Source organism: Pseudomonas sp. lyk4-R2A-10, assembly GCF_030209075.1.
Lineage (GTDB): Bacteria > Pseudomonadota > Gammaproteobacteria > Pseudomonadales > Pseudomonadaceae > Aquipseudomonas > Aquipseudomonas glycinae.
In genome coordinates this window covers 257971-275620 of sequence record NZ_JARVSR010000008.1, presented here as the reverse complement: position 1 = coordinate 275620, position 17650 = coordinate 257971, and the positions used below count along the sequence as shown (strand labels likewise).

Here is a 17650-nt window from a genome sequence, read left to right as displayed (position 1 = left end):
TTACTTCAGCTCAGTCAGAAACTTCAGCAGCGTGTCGGTCACGAACGACGGATTCTCCAGATTGGAGATATGCCCCGCCTCCGGCACCAGCACACACGGACAGCCAATCAGCTCAGCCATTTCCCGTGCTTCCGACGGCGGGCGTGGCTTGTCCTGATCGCCGCAGACCACCAGCGTGGTGGCCGCATTCAGCTCGCCCAGACGCGGCAACAGGTCATCACGGCCAAAGGTGATGCGCCCCATCGGCACGATGCTGTCGCGCAGGCGTTCGGCGGAATAGCCGGCGAGTTTTGCGCGGAAGTCCTGATACAGCGCCGATGCTCGATCGATGCCCGGACGGAAGAAGATCGGCACCACGATATCCAGCAGTTGCTCGGAGATCCCGCCGCTTTCCTCGATCTGTTTGAACAGCGAGAAATAGTACTGGCGGGTCGGCTCCGGCTCGACGCCGACGTAAGTGTCCATCAGCACCAGACCGTTGAGCCGCTGCGGCGCCGACAACGCCAGACGCACGCCCCACATGCCGCCGACCGACAACCCGACCAGGGTCACCCGGTCGATGTCCAGATGATCGAGCAAGGCCAGTGCCTGACGGGCGATGTCGTCCAGCGAAGCGGTGCCTTCAGGCAAGCGACCGGATTCGCCGTGGCCCCACAGATCCAGTGCAATCACCCGATAGTGCGCCGACAACGCTGCGATTTGCGGGGCCCACATGGCCTGGTCCCACAGGTAACTGCCGGCCAACAGCACCGCCGGGCCCGTGCCTTGATCAATGTAGTGAAGCGCCTGTCCGTCAACCGTGAAAAAAGGCATGGATACCCCCCGTGGCAAAGAAACTGGAGCACGAAGACTGAGCGGGCGCGCCTCGGCCGTCAATGATATGAAAGGATTACAAAGCCCGATTTGCGACAACGGCCACAGCGAAACTCGTTTCGGTAGCCATTGCCGCGGGCTGTGCTTTACAGCCCCTCCAGCTCCGCCATCAGATCATTCAGTCGATCAACCTTCTCCTCGGTAATGTCACTGGCCGCCAGCCCTTCGATGTACCCGGCCAGTTCCTCCACCGTGCTGCACTCGAACATCGCTCGCAGCGGTACATCCCGCTGCAAGGCTTTTTGCACCCGCGAGGCAATCTGCGTGGCGAGCAGCGAATGGCCGCCGAGTTCGAAGAAGTTGTCGCGTACCCCGACTTTCTCGACCTTCAGCACCTCGGCCCAGATATCCGCCAGGGTCTGCTCCAGATCGCTGCGCGGCGTCAGGTAATCCTGGCTCTGCAACTGGCCGATCTCCAGTGCCGGCAAGGCCTTGCGATCAAGCTTGCCGTTGGCGTTGAGCGGCAACCGGTCGAGCCACAACCAGTGCAGCGGCACCATGTATTCCGGCAGTTCGGCGCGCAAGCGCTGCTTGATTCGCTCCAGACGTTCGCTTTGGTTCAGTGCAGAATCTGCGGCGACCAGGTAGCCAACCAGATGCTTGCCGTTGACGCCTTCCTGCACAGCGACCGCACCATCGCGGACTTCCGGTTGTTCGTGCAGACGCGCCTCGATTTCACCCAGCTCGATCCGGTAACCGCGAATCTTCACCTGATGGTCGACCCGGCCGACGTACTCCAGCACCCCGTCACTGCGACGGCGCGCCAGATCACCGGTGCGGTACAGACGCTCGCCCGGCGTACCGAACGGATTCGGCACAAACACCGGCGCGGTGCGCATCGGATCGCTGACATAACCGCGACCGACCCCGGTGCCCGCCACACACAACTCACCCACCGCACCCAGCGGCACCAGATCCAGCGCGCCATCGAGCAGGTACAACAAATTGTTGTCAGTCGGCGTACCGATCGGCAGGTAACTGCCGCGAGTCGAGGCCAGGTCGACGCGGAAGAACGCCACGTCATCCGAGCATTCCGCCGGGCCATAGGCGTTGACCAGACCGATCTGCGGATAACGCAGCAGCCACTGGTGCGCCAGTTCCGGCGGCATGGCTTCACCGGTCGGCAACATCCAGCGCAGGCCGTCGAGGCTCAGGTGATCCGAAGCGAGCATGCCCTGAATCAACGACGGCACGCTTTCCAGCACGGTGATGCCCTGCTGCTGCACATGCACCAGCAAGCCTTGCGGATCGTGGGCGATGGTGTTCGGCACGATGTCCACCCGCGCCCCGAACAGCGGCGCGGCGAGGAACTGCCAGACCGAAATGTCGAAGCTTTGCGAAGCGGTCTGGGCGATCACATCGGCGTCGCTCAGGTTCAGGTACGGCACCTTGCTCAACTGGTTGTTGAGCATGCCGCGCTGCTCGACCATCACGCCTTTCGGCAACCCGGTGGAGCCCGAGGTGTAGATCACGTAGGCCAGGTTGTCCGGCCCGCTGAAGATCCCCGGATTCGCCGACGAAACCGTGCCGGCCTGAACCTCTTCCCACACCAGCAAGCGTGGACGGTTAGCGCAGCTGAATTCATCCAGCAAGGTCGTCGCCTGTTCACGGCAAGCCTCGGTGCACACCAAAACCGGCGTGCGGCTGAGCTCGATGATGCGTTGCAGACGCTGGCTCGGCAGACCCGGATCCAGCGGCAGGTAACCGGCACCGGCCTTGAAGCTGCCGATGATCATGCCCAGCAGATCCAGATTACGCTCGCCCAGCAGCGCCACCGGTTGATCCCTCTGCACCCCGGCCGCGACCAGTGCATGGCCGAGACGGTTGGCGTTCTGGTTCAGTTGCTCGTAGCTCAACTGCTGATCAAGGCAACTGGCCACAATGCGTTGCGAATGTTGCGCGACCTGTGCTTCGAACAGCTCGACGTAGCTCTGCTCCAGCGGATAGTCGTGCTCACTCTGGTTGCAACCGTGGAGCAGGAAGTCCTGTTCCTCATGGCCCAGCAGCGGCAGGTCGGCCATGTTGCCATGGAAGCCATCGACCAGCGCCAGCAACAGACGCTTGAACTCAGCGAGCATGCGCTCGATGGTCGACTCGTCGAAGTAACGCTGGTCGTAGGACAGATGCAGGCCGAGGTCATCACCCGGATAGCAAACGGCGGTCAGCGGGAAGTTGGTGTGGGTACGGCCCGAGTCCGAGGTCGCGTTGAGGCTCTGCGCGCGGTCCAGCACCGAGACTTCTACCGGGGCGTTTTCGAACACGAAAAGGCTGTCGAACAGCGGCTGGCCTTTCGGCAGTTCGCTTTGTTCCTGGATGTTCACCAGTGGCAGGTATTCGTACTCGCGCAGTTGCATGTTGCTGTCGAGCAGAGCGCTCAACCACTGACGCACGCTGGCGCGCTGATCGTCCGCCGGGATCTGCACCCGCAGCGCGATGCTGTTGATGAACAGGCCGACGGTGCGTTGCATCTCCGGCATTTCCACCGGACGCCCGGCCACGGTCACGCCGAACAGCACGTCGCGATCACCGCTCAAGCGTCGCAATACCAGCGCCCACGCCGCCTGGGCGAAGGTGTTGATGGTCAGTTGATGGGCCTGGGCCAGTTCACGCAGACGGGCGCCGTCCTCGACATTCAGTCGGGTGTAGCGGTCGCCGACGATCATGCCGCCACTTTCACCGGCGTGTTCACGCAGAAACGGACGGTCGCTCGGGATCGGCGTGGTGCGCTCGAAACCTTGCAGGTTCCGCTGCCACCACTGACGCGCCTCGGCCAGGCTCTGGCGTTGCAGCCAGCCGATGTAATCGCGGTAGCGCGGCGGCACCGCCAATTGTGCTTCGCGACCTTCGCCCAGCGCGGTGTAGATTTCGAAGAAATCGTTCATCAGCAGCGAACGGCACCAGGCATCGATCAGGATGTGATGGTTGCTCATCATGAACCAGTAACGCGCCGCGCCGACCTTGATCAGGCGCAGGTGGAACGGTGCCTGATTGAGCAGATCGAACCCGGCTTCGCGTTCGGCCTTGAGCAGCGCTTGCAGTTTCGGCTCCTGCTCGGCGTCAGCGATGGCGCTCCAGTCCAGGTACTCGATCGGCGTGCGACCCGGGGTGTGGATCACTTGCAGCATGTCTTCGCCGACGTTCCAGCAAAACGACGCACGCAACGCTTCATGACGGGCGACCACCGCTTGCCACGCCTGGGCGAAACGCTCGGGGTCGAGTTCGCTGTTGATGCGGTAGCGATCCTGCATGTAGTACAGACCGGTGCCCGGCTCGAGCAAGGTGTGCAGCAGCATGCCTTCCTGCATCGGCGTCAGCGGGTACACGTCTTCAATGTGTGCCGCCGGCACCGGCAGTGCGTCGAGCTGGGCTTGGGTCAATTTTGCCAGCGGGAAGTCCGACGGCGTCAGGCCACCGGCCTCGTCCTGCAGGCAATGTTCGATCAGGCTCTGCAACTCGCCGACGTAGGCATCGGCCAGCTCGTTGATGGTCTGCGCGTCGTAGCGTTCGGCGCTGAAGGTCCAGCGCAGTAGCAGTTCCCCGCCGTACACCTGACTGTCGACGCTCAACTCGTTCGGCAGCGATGCGTGCGGATCGTGGGCGGCACCGACCGGCTCGTCGAGCGGACGAAACAGCGCATCGCTGCCGAAACTCTGGTCGAACTGGCCGAGGTAGTTAAACGTGATCGGCGCATTCGGCAACGCCGCCATGCTCTGACGGCTGGCATCATCGGCGAGATAACGCAGCACGCCATAGCCCAGACCTTTGTGCGGCACGGCGCGCAGCTGTTCCTTGATCGCCTTGATCGAAGCGCCCTGCCCGGCAGCCTCTTCGATGTTGTGCGGGGCCAGGCGCAGCGGATAGGCGCTGGTGAACCAGCCGACGGTGCGAGTCAGGTCGATCTCGTCGAACAGGGTTTCGCGGCCGTGGCCTTCCAGCTGAATCAGCGCCGACGGCTGACCGCTCCAGCGGCACAGCACACGGGCCAACGCGGTCAGCAACAGGTCATTGACCTGCGTGCGATAGGCGCTCGGTGCCTGTTGCAGCAGTTGCCTGGTGCGCTCGCCATCCAGACGCACGCTGACGGTTTGCGCATGCCGATTCTCGCGACCGCCCTCAGGGTGTTCGCACGGCAAATCGGCATTCGGACCAGCCAGTTGCGCTTGCCACCAGCTCAGTTCTTCACGCAGGGATTCGCTGCCGGCGTAAGCCTGCAAACGCGCCGCCCAGTCCTTGAAGGCGCTGGTTTTCGCCGGCAGTTTCACCGACTGATCGGCGTCGAGCTGGCGATACACGGCTTGCAGATCGTCGAGCAGAACGCGCCACGACACACCGTCGACCACCAGGTGATGGATCGCGATGAACAGCCGTTGCTGAGAGTCCGGCCCATCGACCAGCACGGCACGCAGCAACGGGCCCTGGGCAAGGTCGAGGCTGCGCTGAGCATCGGCGAACAGCTCGGTGCACTTGTCCATCGACGGCACGCGAACCTGCCACAGCACGGCGGCATCGGTGACCGGTTGATGGGTTGCCTGCCATGCGCCGTTGACCTCGCTGAAGCGCAGGCGCAAGGCGTCATGCTGCTCGATCACGGCCAGCAACGCCTGTTCCAGACGGTGCGGCTCCAGCGCAACAGTCGGCTCCAGCAGCAACGCCTGGTTCCAGTGCTGACGCTCGGGAATCTCGGTGTCGAAGAACCAGTGCTGGATCGGCGTCAGACTCGATTCGCCGGACACCAGACCTTGCTCGGCGGTGACGGTTTCAGTACGACTGGCGACAGCAGCCAGTGTCTGCACGGTCTGGTGCTGGAACAGATCGCGCGGGCTGAAGTGAATGCCTTGCTGGCGCGCACGGCTGACCACTTGAATCGACAGAATCGAGTCGCCGCCCAGTTCGAAGAAGTTGTCGTTGAGACCGACCTGCTCGACGTTGAGCACCTCGCACCAGATCTGCGCCAGGGTCTGCTCAAGCTCGTTGCTTGGCGCCACGTAATCCTGACGATTGAGCTCCGGATCCGGCGCCGGCAACGCGCGGCGATCGAGCTTGCCGTTGGCGGTCAGCGGCATGCTCTCCAGCAGAATCAGATGGGTCGGCACCATGTAGTCCGGCAGTTGCGTCTTCAGGTGCGCTTTCAGCGCGTCGCGCAGTTCGGCCTGCTCGGCTTCGCTTCGCGAAGCGACCTCGGTCACGAGATAGCCGACCAGTTGCTTGCTGCTCGGTGCATCCAGCGCCAGCACCACTGCTTCGCGGATCGAATCGTGATCGAGCAGGCGGGTTTCGATCTCGCCCAGTTCAATCCGGAAACCTCGGATTTTCACCTGATGGTCGATCCGCCCCAGATACTCCACCAAGCCATCGGCGCGCTGGCGCACCAGGTCGCCGGTGCGGTACATGCGCCCGCCATTGGCGGCAAACGGGTCGGCGACGAAACGTTCGGCAGTGATGCCCGCACGCTCGTGATACCCCAGCGCCAGACCGGCGCCACCGACGAACAGTTCACCGGTCGCGCCTTGCGGCACCAGCGCCAGATCGGCGTCGAGAATGTAGGCCACGCGATCACCGATCACGCTGCCGATCGGCACACTGCCGGCGCCCTCTTCCAGCACCTCGGGTGCAAGGCTGGCCAGCGGCATGACCACGGTTTCGGTCGGACCGTAGGCGTTGAAGAACAGGCTCGGTTTGAACGCCGCGCGAATTCGTTGCAGGTGTTCGCCGGTCAGCGCTTCGCCGCCGGTGATGACCATACGCACCGGCAGGATGTCGTATTGCGTCGCGAGGAACTGCGCCAACTGGCTGCCGTAACTCGGGGTGAAACCGAGAATATTGATCCGATGTTCGCGGATCAGGCCGCAGATTTCTTCCGCGTCCCACTGCCCCTGCGCACGCAGCACCACCTGCGCACCACTGAGCAGCGGCACCAGCAGACGTTCGGTGGCGGCGTCGAAGTTGATCGAATAGAAATGCAGTTCGCAGTCGTCCGGACGCATGCCGAAGCGTTCGATCACAGCCTGGCAATGCATGGCGATTTCACCGTGGGACACCACCACGCCTTTCGGCTTGCCAGTGGAACCCGAGGTGTAAATCAGGTACGCCTGATGCTGCGGCAGGCTGATAAAGGGCAGCTCGGTAGCCGGGTAATCGGCCAGCGCGGCGCTGTCATCTTCCAGGCACCAGCGCGCCACGTTCGACGGCAGTTCGCCGAGGGCCTTGAACATCGCCCGGTCGCTGAGCAGCAGGCCGACGCCGCTGTCTTCGATCATGTAATGCAGGCGGTCGAGCGGGTATTCCGGATCCAGCGGCACATAGGCGCCGCCGGCCTTGAGGATCGCCAGCAGGCCGACGACCATTTCCAGCGAACGCTCCAGCGCCAGACCGACCCGCACTTGCGGGCCGACACCGCGCTCACGCAGGGCCCAGGCCAGACGGTTGGCGCGGGCGTCGAGTTCGGCGTAGCTCAGGGTCTGCCCGGCGAAGGTCAGGGCTGGCGCATCTTTGCGCACCAGGGCCTGCTCGGCGAACAAGTGATGAATGCACTGATCGAGACGACGCTCGCCCGGCTCGACACCTAGGCTGTCGAGCAATTGCTGCTGCTCAGGCGCATCAAGCAGCGGCAATTCGCTGAGACGTTGCTGCGGGTTGGCGATCAACGCTTCCAGCAGATTGCGCCAATGTTTGGCCATGCGCGCGATGGTCGGCTCGTCGAACAAATCAGTGCTGTAAGTCAGGCAGCAACCGAGACGGTGGTCGAGGTCGGTGACTTCCAGGTTGAGGTCGAACTTGGTCGCCCGTGCATCGTTGGCCAGGTACTCGACGGTCATGCCGGCGAGCATGCGGCTCTGCTGGAATTCCCAGCGCTGTACGTTGCACATCACCTGGAACAGCGGGTTGTACGCCGCGCTGCGCGGTGGTTGCAGGGCTTCAACCAAATGATCGAACGGCAGATCCTGATGGGACTGCCCTTCGATCACGGTATGGCGCACCTGCTCGAACAATTCGCCGACCGACATCTGGCCGTCGAGCTGGCAACGCAGCACCTGGGTGTTGAGGAACGCCCCGATCAGCCCTTCGCTTTCCGGGCGGATACGGTTGGCCACCGGCGCGCCGATGCGCAGATCGGTCTGGCCGCTGTAGCGGTAAAGCAAGGTCGCGAGGGCGGCGGTCATGGTCATGAACAGGGTCAGACCGTTCTGCGCGTTGAACGCCCGAACCCGCGCGGCGAGATCGTCACTCAAGTCGAAACGGAACAACTCGCCCTGGTGACTTTGCACTGGCGGACGCGGACGGTCGCCCGGCAATTCCAGCAACGGGTGTTCACGGCCCAGTTGCGCAGTCCAGTAGTCGAGCTGGCGCTGACGCTCACCGGATTCCAGCCAGTGGCGCTGCCACACGCTGTAGTCGAGGTACTGCACCGGCAGTGGTTCAAGCGGCGATTCGCGGTCGTCGACGAACGCTTCGTACAGCGCGCTGAGTTCACGGGCGAAGATGTCCATCGCCCAGCCTTCGGTGACGATGTGGTGCAGGGTCAGGACGAAGTAATGCTCCTGCTCGGCGGTCTTGACCAGGCAGGCGCGCAGCAGCGGGCCGGTTTCCAGATCGAACGGCAGGTGCGCTTCGTCGTCGGCCAGTTGCTGGACTTTCTGCTCGCGCACATCGGCGGCGAGTGTCGAGAAATCCTTCCAGTCCATGCGCACGCCGGTCTCGGCATGCACCTGCTGACGGGCCACGCCGTCGACGCTCGGGAACGTGGTGCGCAGGGTTTCGTGACGCAGGATCAACGATTGCAGCGCCGCTTCGAAACGCCCGACATCCAGCACGCCACGCAGGCGCGCCATGCCGCCGACGTTGTACGCCGGGCTGTCCGGTTCCATCTGCCAGAGGAACCACATGCGCTGTTGCGAGTAGGACAGCGGCACCGGTTTGCTGCGATCAACCTTGTCGATCGGCGGCTGTTGGTTGGTGCGACCGCTGGCCTGGATCTGGCGGATCTGCTCGGCGAAATCACCGAGTTCGCTGTGCTCGAACAAGGCGCGCAGCGGCAGCTCGACGTCGCAGGCCTGGCGGGTGCGGGAGATGATTTGCGTGGCCAGCAGCGAGTGACCGCCGAGGGCGAAGAAGTCGTCGCGCAGGCCGATCTGTTTCAGGCCCAGCACTTCGCGCCAGATCGCAGCGATCTGCTGTTCCAGCTCGGTGACCGGCTCGACGTGTTCGCGCACCTGCCATTGCGGCTCGGGCAAGGCGCGGCGGTCGAGTTTGCCGCTCGGGCTCAGGGGCATTGCGTCGAGACGCATCAGTTGCGCCGGGACCATGTATTCCGGCAGCTCGGCGGCCAGTGCGGATTTCAGGCGAGCAGTTTGCGCGTCCTGATCTTCGCTGGCGTCGGTGGCGGTGAAATAGCCGATCAGTTGCGGGCCGGCGACGGTTTCACGCACCAGCACGGCAGCCTGCGCCACGCCGTCCTGAGCCAGCAGATGGGCTTCGATTTCTTCCGGCTCAACGCGGAAGCCGCGCAGTTTGACCTGCTGATCGAGACGGCCGAGGTATTCGATCACGCCATCGTGGGTCCAGCGCGCACGGTCACCGGTGCGGTACAGACGCGCGCCCTGCTCGCCCAGCGGATCGACCACGAAACGCTCGGCGGTCAGCGCAGGCCGACCGAGGTAACCCCGGGCCAGGCCGATGCCGCTGATGCACAGCTCACCCGGCACACCGGCCGGCACTGGATTCAGATCGCTGTCGAGCACGCGACAAACCACGTTACCCAGCGGACGGCCAATCGGCGAACGCTCGCCATCGGCCACGCTGCAATGCCAGTGAGTGACGTTGATCGCGGTTTCGGTCGGGCCATAACGGTTGTGCAGTTGCACCGCCGGCAGTTGCGCCAACACGCGGTTGCGCAGTTCCGCCGGCAGCGCTTCACCGCCGGAGAACACGCGACGCAGGCTGGTGCACTCGGCGCTCAACGGTTCGTCGATGAACAGCGAAAGCAGCGGCGGCACGAAGTGCAGCGTAGTCACGCCGTACTGCTGAACCAATTGCGCAATGCGATGCGGATCCCGGTGTTCACCGGGGCTGGCGATCAGCAGGCGCGCGCCAGTGATCAGCGGCCAGAAGCACTCCCACACCGACACGTCGAAACTGATCGGCGCCTTTTGCATCAGCACGTCGGTGTCGTTCAGGCGATAAGTGTTCTGCATCCATTGCAGACGCTCGGCCAGCGCCGCGTGAGTGTTGCCCACGCCCTTCGGCTGGCCGGTGGAGCCCGAGGTGTAAATCACGTAGGCGAGGTTGTCGCCGTGCAGGTGCAGGCCCGGTGCCTGACTCGGCCAGTTTTCCAGGTGCAGGGTGTCCATGGCGATCACGCTGACGCCTTCGCTTGCCGGCAAGCGGTCGAGCAATGCAGTCTGGGTCAGCAGCAGTTCAACGCCGCTGTCGCTGAGCATGTAGGCCAGGCGTTCAGCCGGGTATTCCGGGTCCAGCGGCACGTAGGCGCCACCGGCCTTGATGATCGCCAGCAGACCGATCAGCAGTTGCGGTGAACGCTCGGCAGCGATGGCCACGCAGACGTCCGGGCCGACGCCCTTGTCGCGCAGGTAATGGGCGAGACGGTTGGCCTGGGCGTGCAATTCTGCGAAGTCCAGGCTGCCGCCGTCCCACAGCAGCGCGGTGCGATCCGGATTTTGCCGGGCTTGTTCGTTGAGCAGTTCCGGCAGCCATTGTTGCGCCGGAGTGCACGGGGCGACGCTCCACGCAGTTTGCTGAGAGTGTTCGGCGGCGGTCAGCAGTTGCAGCTCGCCGATGGATTGTTGCGGACTTTCGCAGACAGCACGCAGCAGGTTGCTGAAATGCTCGGCGAGGCGCTCGATGGTCGCGGCGTCGAACAGCTCATCGGCGTAGTCAAAGGACAGCGTCAGGCGACCGTTGCGGTCTTCTTCACTGTGCAGTTGCAGATCGAACTTGGCCTCGCGGCTGTGCCACGGCAGTTCTTCGGCGAGCAGGCCCGGCAGGCGCTTGAGCGCACTCAGGTCACGTTGCTGGTGGTTGAACATCACCTGGAACAGACCCTGCTCGCGGGCCTGCGGGAAGGCTTCGAGCAGTTGTTCGAACGGCAGGTCCTGATTCGCCTGGGCACCGAGCGCAGCCTGACGGGTTTGCGCCAGCAGTTCGGTGAACGGCAGACGCGAATCGACGTCGGCACGCAGCACCTGGGTGTTGATGAAGAAGCCGATCAGGCCCTGGGTTTCCAGACGCGGACGGTTGGCGTTGGGTACGCCGATGCGGATGTCGCGTTGGCCGCTGTAGCGATGCAACAGGCTTTGGAAAGCCGAGAGCAGCAGCATGAACGGCGTGGATTGATAGGCCTGAGCGGTCTGGCGAATGGCGTCGCTGAGGCTGATCCCCAGGCGAACGCTATGACGCGCGGCGCTGTGCTTTTTCTTGGCCGAGCGCGGATGGTCGGTCGCCAGTTCCAGGGTCGGATGCTCCTCCCCCAACTGTGCTTTCCAGTACGCCAGTTGTCGCTCACCCTCGCCTTGCGCCAGCCATTGGCGCTGCCAGCTGCCGTAGTCGGCGTATTGGGTTGGCAGCGGCGCCAGTTCGGCACGCTGGCCTTGAGAAGCGGCGGCGTACAGACGCGAAAACTCGTCGATCAACACGTTCAGCGACCAGCCGTCGGCGATGATGTGGTGCAGCGTCACCAGCAACTGATGCTCTTCATCGTCGAGGCGAACCAACGTCACCCACAACAGCGGGCCTTTCTCCAGATCGAACCGGGTGCGGGCTTCGTCCTCGCGAATCTGTTGTGCGCGGGCTTCACGTTCGCTGGCCGGCAGGTCGCTTATGTCAATCAGTTGCAGGTTGAACTCGCCCGCCGCTTCGACCTGTTGCAGGGCCACGCCGTCGCGTTCAAAGAAGCGGGTGCGCAGGGATTCGTGGCGCTCGATCAGTTGCTGGAAGCTGGCGCGCAGGGCGTCCTCGTCCAGTTCGCCACGCAGGCGCAGGGCGCCGGGAATGTTGTAGGCGCTGCTGTGCGGATCGAGCTGCCAAGTGATCCACAGACGGTTTTGTGCCAGGGATTGCGGCAAGGCTTCGTTGCGCGACAACGCGGTGATTTCGCCTTGGGCGCTGCCGCCGTCCTGTTGCTGCTGCGCCACGGCGGCGGCGAACGCGGACAGGGTCGGGGCTTCGAACAGCAGGCGCAGATTCAGCTCCAGGCTCAGCTCTTCGCGGACCTTGGCGATCACCTGAGCGGCGGCGATCGAGTTGCCGCCGAGCAGGAAGAAATGATCGTCGCCATTGACCTGTTTGACGTTCAGTTGCTCGGCCCAAATCTTGCCGATCACGGTTTCCAGTTCGGAGGCGGACGCGGTCGACTCGCTGGTTTCAGCGGTGGCCGATGGGAATACCGCGTAGCTGTCGAGGCTGCCGTCGGCCAGGCGATTGCGGCAGGCCGAACGCTGCAACTTGCCGCTGGAAGTTTTCGGCAACGCGCCCGGGTTCAGAAGCACTACCATCCTAGGCGCTTCCTGATAGGCCTCGGCCACGGCCTGGCGGATGGCTTTGATCAGCGCTTCGGGCGGGAGGATTTTCTGCACGCTGCGGCTGATTTCCGCCGCGATGCCGATGCCCTCCTCGCCATTCTGATTGACCGCAAACGCCGCGACACGGCCCTTGCGCACCACCTCCACTTCGTTCTCGACCGTCTTTTCGAGGTCCTGCGGGTAGAGGTTGTGACCGCGCACGATCAGCATGTCTTTCAGGCGACCGGTGATGAACAGTTCACCGTCGCGAATGAAGCCCAGGTCACCGGTGCGCAGCCAGGTCTGGCCGGCGTGCTGGACGAAGGTCTTGGCAGTCGCCTCGGGATTGCGCCAGTAGCCGAGGGCGATGCTCGGGCCGGCAGCCCAGACTTCACCGACAGCGTTGTCGGCCAGTTCTTCAAGGGTGTTCGGCTCGACAATCAGCACCGCATGTTCCGGCTGGCTGATGCCGCAGCTCATTATCGGGCTGCCCTCGCCCGGCTCGGCACGGTTCTGCGCCAGGGCTTGATCGTCGACGCGAAGTGCAGGAATGCCTGTGCCGCGCGGTGTGCCGGCGACGAACAGGGTCGCTTCCGCCAGACCGTAGGACGCCATGAAGCTGTCTTCGCTGAAACCGCACGCGGTGAACTTCTCGGCGAAACGCTCGAGGGTGTCGAGCCGGATCGGCTCGGAGCCGGAATAGGCCACGCGCCAGCGGCTCAGGTCGAGGCGTTCCAGCGCCGATTCGCTGACCCGCTCGCTGCACAGTCGATAAGCAAAGTCAGGCCCGCCGCTGATGGTGCCGCCGTATTGGCTGATCGCTTCGAGCCAGCGCAACGGCCGTCCGAGGAAGTACGCCGGCGACATCAGGATGCACGGCACGCCACTGAAGATCGGTTGCAGCAGACCGCCGATCAGGCCCATGTCGTGGTACAGCGGCAGCCAGCTGACGATCACGTCGTCCGGGTTCACGTCGATGCCGAAACCGTGGCGAATCAGCAGCTCGTTGGCCACCAGATTGCCGTGGCTGACCTGCACGCCCTTGGGCAGCGCGGTGGAACCGGAGGTGTATTGCAGGAAGGCGATGTGGTCTTGCGGTAAGGCCGGTTCGACCCAACACTCGGCCAGCGCATTGTCGAGGGTATCGACGCACAGTAGCGGCGGCGCGCCTTCGATTTGCTGCAGGGCGTCGCGCAGGTCGGCGCTGGTCAGCAGCAAGCGCGGCTCGGCGTCAGCAATGATCGACAGCAGGCGTTCCTGATGGTGACGCTTGGCCGATTCCGGCGGATAAGCCGGCACCGCGATCACGCCCGCGTACAGGCAACCGAAGAACGCCGCGACGTAATCCGGACCGCTCGGAAACAGCAACACCGCGCGATCACCGAATCCGGCCTCGGCCTGCAACGCCGCAGCGATAGTGCGCGCGCGCTGATCGAGTTCGCGATAACTGAGCACCACAGCCTGCTCCTCGGTTTCGGCGAGAAAGCGCAGGGCCAGCCGATCCGGCGTCAGGGCCGCGCGGCGCTGGAGGGCTTGGACCAGGGTGCTGGGGAGTTCGAACGCGTCGGTCATGAGGTTTCCTGCCTGAAATCGGCTTGCTGGTGGAATCGGGTTGGCTGCGGCATGCCTGTGCAAGGCATGCGGGACACGGTCTTCGCCGACCGTGCAAGGCATTGGAATGCGGTAGGTCCGGGGCTGCGTACCCGGATCCATTCACCAATGAGAACGGATGACGTCTTGAAATAATTAGTCGGCAGGCTGGATCGCCAACGGGGCTGGGCGCTTGGGCGAGTGCGGCGGCGTGTGGCAGTTCTCAGTTCGCACTGTTATGGATCATTAGTTCTCTTTCTCAATTGACAATCATTATCATTCAACATAATTTGTCGCTCGATGTGTAGGACGACCCCGCCCCCAGGCGTCCCACTAACCTATTGGCAGCAAGGTGATTTCCATGACGGAACAAGTATCCACAAGCAGGTGCGATTCACCGCTACTTCAGGCATTCGTCGACAATCGACTGATTCTGGTCAAGATTGCAGCCCGCATCACCGGCTGCCGGTCACGCGCCGAAGACGTGGTGCAGGATGCGTTCTTCCGACTGCAATCGGCACCGCCGATCACGTCGTCGATCAAGGCCCAGCTGAGTTATCTGTTCCAGATCGTGCGTAACCTGGCGATCGATCACTACCGCAAACAGGCGCTGGAGCAAAAGTACGCCGGCCCCGAGGAGGAAGGGTTGAACGTGGTCATTCAGGGCGCTTCGCCGGAAACCTCGCACATCAACTTCTCAACTCTGGAACACATCGCCGATGCGCTGACCGAGCTGCCGGTCCGCACTCGCTATGCGTTCGAGATGTACCGCCTGCACGGCGTGCCGCAGAAGGACATCGCCAAGGAACTCGGCGTTTCGCCGACCTTGGTCAACTTCATGATTCGCGACGCGCTGGTGCACTGCCGCAAGGTGTCGAGCAGTCGCGCCGATGCAGTGACCGCAAACCGTCGCTGACAAAAATCGGCCGCAAAAAAAGATCGCAGCCTTCGTCGAAGGGCTGCGATCTTTTTTGTTGTCAGCGAAATGTCACACCAGCGTGCACCGGTCGAAGAACCGCTCGCGCCCAAGGATCATCAGCGCCGCACGCTTGTGCGGGAAGTCGAATTCCTTCTCGCAGTGGAAGCACTGGTTGTGCATGTGGCCGATCATCCTCGCGTTGTCGGCACGGGGTTCGGCGACTACCCGCTGCGTGCGCGGATCATCCAGAAACAGGTAGTGCACCAGCGCCGACAGCCAACTCGCCACCTTGTGCGGGCCGCGATGATTTTCTTCCCCGACCAGCATGTGAATGCCGCGATCGTAATTGTCGGCATCGTAGAACGGTGCGATGCGATCTTCCTTGGCCCAGTAGGCTTCGAAATAGGCAAACGGCTGATCATCGAAACAACCGATCAGGGTCAGCGTGTGCGGATCGGCGTCGAGCTTGCTCAGGTACTCGCGATGCTGTTCGAGGCTGCCCTCTTCCTGCCAGAAACTGGCGACTCGCGGGCTGTTCTGCCAGCGATTGAAACGCGCCAGATCCTGCTCGATCTCCACCGTTCGCAGGGAAATCCAGGCACCGAGGCGCGCATCGAAGCGCCGATAAACCTCACCACGCGGTTTCACCGGTCGTAGCGGATGACGCTTGCCGTTGCTGATGACCATCTGCTGCGGATAGCTGCCGGTCAGCGAGGTGCCGAGCCACGGTTGCGGCAGTTGCCAGAACAGCGTGCGCTCGCAGCGATATTCGCCCGCCACTTCAGTGCTCACCAGCAAGCCGCTGAGCAAGGCTTCGGTCGGCGCCTGGTCCAGTTGCCAGATTAATTGCTGACGCGCCGGCTCCCGGGCAAACAGCCAATAACAGGCTGCCCACAGCGCCTGGCCTGGCGGCAGCGCGTAGCGTTCATCGATCTGGATCGGCCCCTGACCTTCACGATCGAGGCGCAGGCGAATCAGCGGTTGCCCGTCCAGGCTCAGGCTCAGACGGCTTTCGGTGGCATCGGCTACCAGTTGGCTGCCCGAAGGCAGGGCCAGGGCAGTCAGGTCATTCAGATTGGACATGGGTCGGGCTCACGATAATCGTCGACAGTTCAACGATGGGACGTGAGCCGGGGCGGGAAATTTAGGCCGTTCGGCCAAAACCGCCGGTCATTGATGCGCTACCGGCACCACCGCAATCTTGTACGGATCGAAGATCTTCAGCATCTGCCCGTTGTCGCGCAGCCCTTGCAGCAGCTTGCCGAACGCTTCGCCGGTGATCGGCGCCTTCGGACTGAGAATCGCGTAGTGGTGGTAGATCTGGTCGATGCGCTGGGACACCAGTAACTCGTCGCGCACCTTTTCGTTGCGCAGCAAGTAATCGAACAGATACGAGCGAGTCACCAACGCAATGTCCGCGCGCCCGCGCAAGACCATCAGCAGATTGCTGTCGTGGGAATAGGTCAGCGTGGCGCTGTAGGTTTCGGCGAGGTATTTGGGATCGGCGTTGAAATTGGCGAATTCGTAGTGATAACCGCTGTACAGCGCCAGCCGTTTGCCCTTGAGATCGGCGAAGTAATTCTGCTGGCGTCCGGGTTTGTTCTGCGCGACGAAAATCTCGGCGTCCTCAAGACCCATGTCGACGGTGGTGTGGGGGATGTCTTTCCAGCCCCACTCCGGGTTTTCGAAGATCGCCATGTCCGTACGGCCATCCTTGAAATCACCGAACCGGCGAGGAATCGAGGTGGGTACCAATTCAAAACGATAGTCGCTCTGGGCGCTGTTCAAAGCCGCGACCAGTTCCGGCAGCAGGCCGGTGTCGGCGCCGTTTTCCGGGCGAATGGTGTAGGGCGGAAAATGCGCCGCGCCCACCCGAACCACTTGCGCCGCCGGAGCGGGCAATACCCATAATGCAGCCAGCGCTGCGAGCATCAGCCCGGCGGCCATCCGAATTGGCGAAGACTTCAAAACACCCCACTCCCCGAAAAAGTACCGATCATGCATTCAAGCTAGGCGGTTTCGCCAAGTTAGCCAGTTTCCCGGCCCGATAGAAAGCGCCTAGCGCTCTTCGAGCACCAGAATCAGCGCCTCTTCGGCCAGTTGATCCAGGCTCAGACTGCCGCCGGCACGGAACCAGGTGGTGGTCCAGGACAGCGCGCCCGTGAGAAAACGTCGGGTAATGAACACATCGCCACGGATGAACCCCGCCTCCTTGGCCTCACCCAGCACTTGCAGCCAGAGGTCTTCATAAATGTCTCGCAGCGCCAGCACTTTGGCCTGGCCGTCTTCGGACAGCGAGCGCCATTCATACACCAGCACCGCCATCGCCTCGCCGCTGCCGCCCATGATCGACTGCAATTCGCAGCGGATCAGCGCCAGCACCCGCTCACGCACATCGGCGGCATCGGCAAGGGCTGCGCGCATCAGTGCGGTGTTGTAGCGGATGGTTTCCTCCATCACTGCCCGCAGGATTTCATCCTTGCTCTTGAAGTGATGAAAGATGCTGCCGGACTGAATCCCCACGGCACCGGCCAGATCGCGCACCGTGGTGCGCTCGTAGCCCTTGTTGCGGAACAGGTGGGCCGCCACTTGCAGCAGTTTGCCACGAGCGCTGTCCGGATCGGTCAGCTGGCCGGCATCGACCAGTTCACGCATGACCCTCAGGGCTTTTTGCTCATCCACCCATTGTCTCCTACAGTCGATCATTCAAGTGTGCCGTACGCCGCAGAAACGGCGGGGTTGCGCGGGCAATTTA

Annotated in this window: 6 protein-coding genes; 1 reads left to right on the top strand and 5 read right to left on the bottom strand. The window is 63.0% G+C overall.

What is annotated here, in order from left to right; all coding sequences use genetic code 11:
* Positions 1–813 (bottom strand): alpha/beta fold hydrolase, encoded by an 813-nt coding sequence (locus tag QRN46_RS12760; protein WP_201815697.1) that lies wholly within the window; start codon positions 811–813, stop codon positions 1–3.
* Positions 814–959: 146 nt separating this feature from the next.
* Positions 960–13958: a non-ribosomal peptide synthetase gene (locus QRN46_RS12755; RefSeq protein ID WP_285354990.1), complete on the bottom strand. Its 12999-nt coding sequence runs from the start codon at positions 13956–13958 to the stop codon at positions 960–962.
* A 379-nt stretch (positions 13959–14337) separates the two neighbouring features.
* Between QRN46_RS12755 and QRN46_RS12750 the strand changes: the two genes are divergently transcribed.
* Positions 14338–14892 (top strand): RNA polymerase factor sigma-70, encoded by a 555-nt coding sequence (locus QRN46_RS12750; RefSeq protein ID WP_011335256.1) that lies wholly within the window; start codon positions 14338–14340, stop codon positions 14890–14892.
* A gap of 72 nt (positions 14893–14964) precedes the next feature.
* Here QRN46_RS12750 and QRN46_RS12745 read toward each other — a convergent pair whose 3' ends face one another.
* From QRN46_RS12745 to QRN46_RS12735, 3 genes are all read right to left on the bottom strand, one after another.
* Entirely contained in the window at positions 14965–15978 is a 1014-nt protein-coding gene (locus tag QRN46_RS12745; protein WP_285354987.1) for a GNAT family N-acetyltransferase, read from the bottom strand.
* An 87-nt stretch (positions 15979–16065) separates the two neighbouring features.
* Positions 16066–16863, bottom strand: coding sequence for a substrate-binding periplasmic protein (locus QRN46_RS12740; RefSeq protein WP_285354985.1), 798 nt, complete (start codon positions 16861–16863; stop codon positions 16066–16068).
* Positions 16864–16953: 90 nt separating this feature from the next.
* The gene (locus QRN46_RS12735) at positions 16954–17577 is read right to left on the bottom strand and encodes a TetR/AcrR family transcriptional regulator (protein WP_007955773.1); all 624 of its coding nucleotides are present in this window, start codon (positions 17575–17577) and stop codon (positions 16954–16956) included.
* Positions 17578–17650 lie beyond the last annotated feature (73 nt).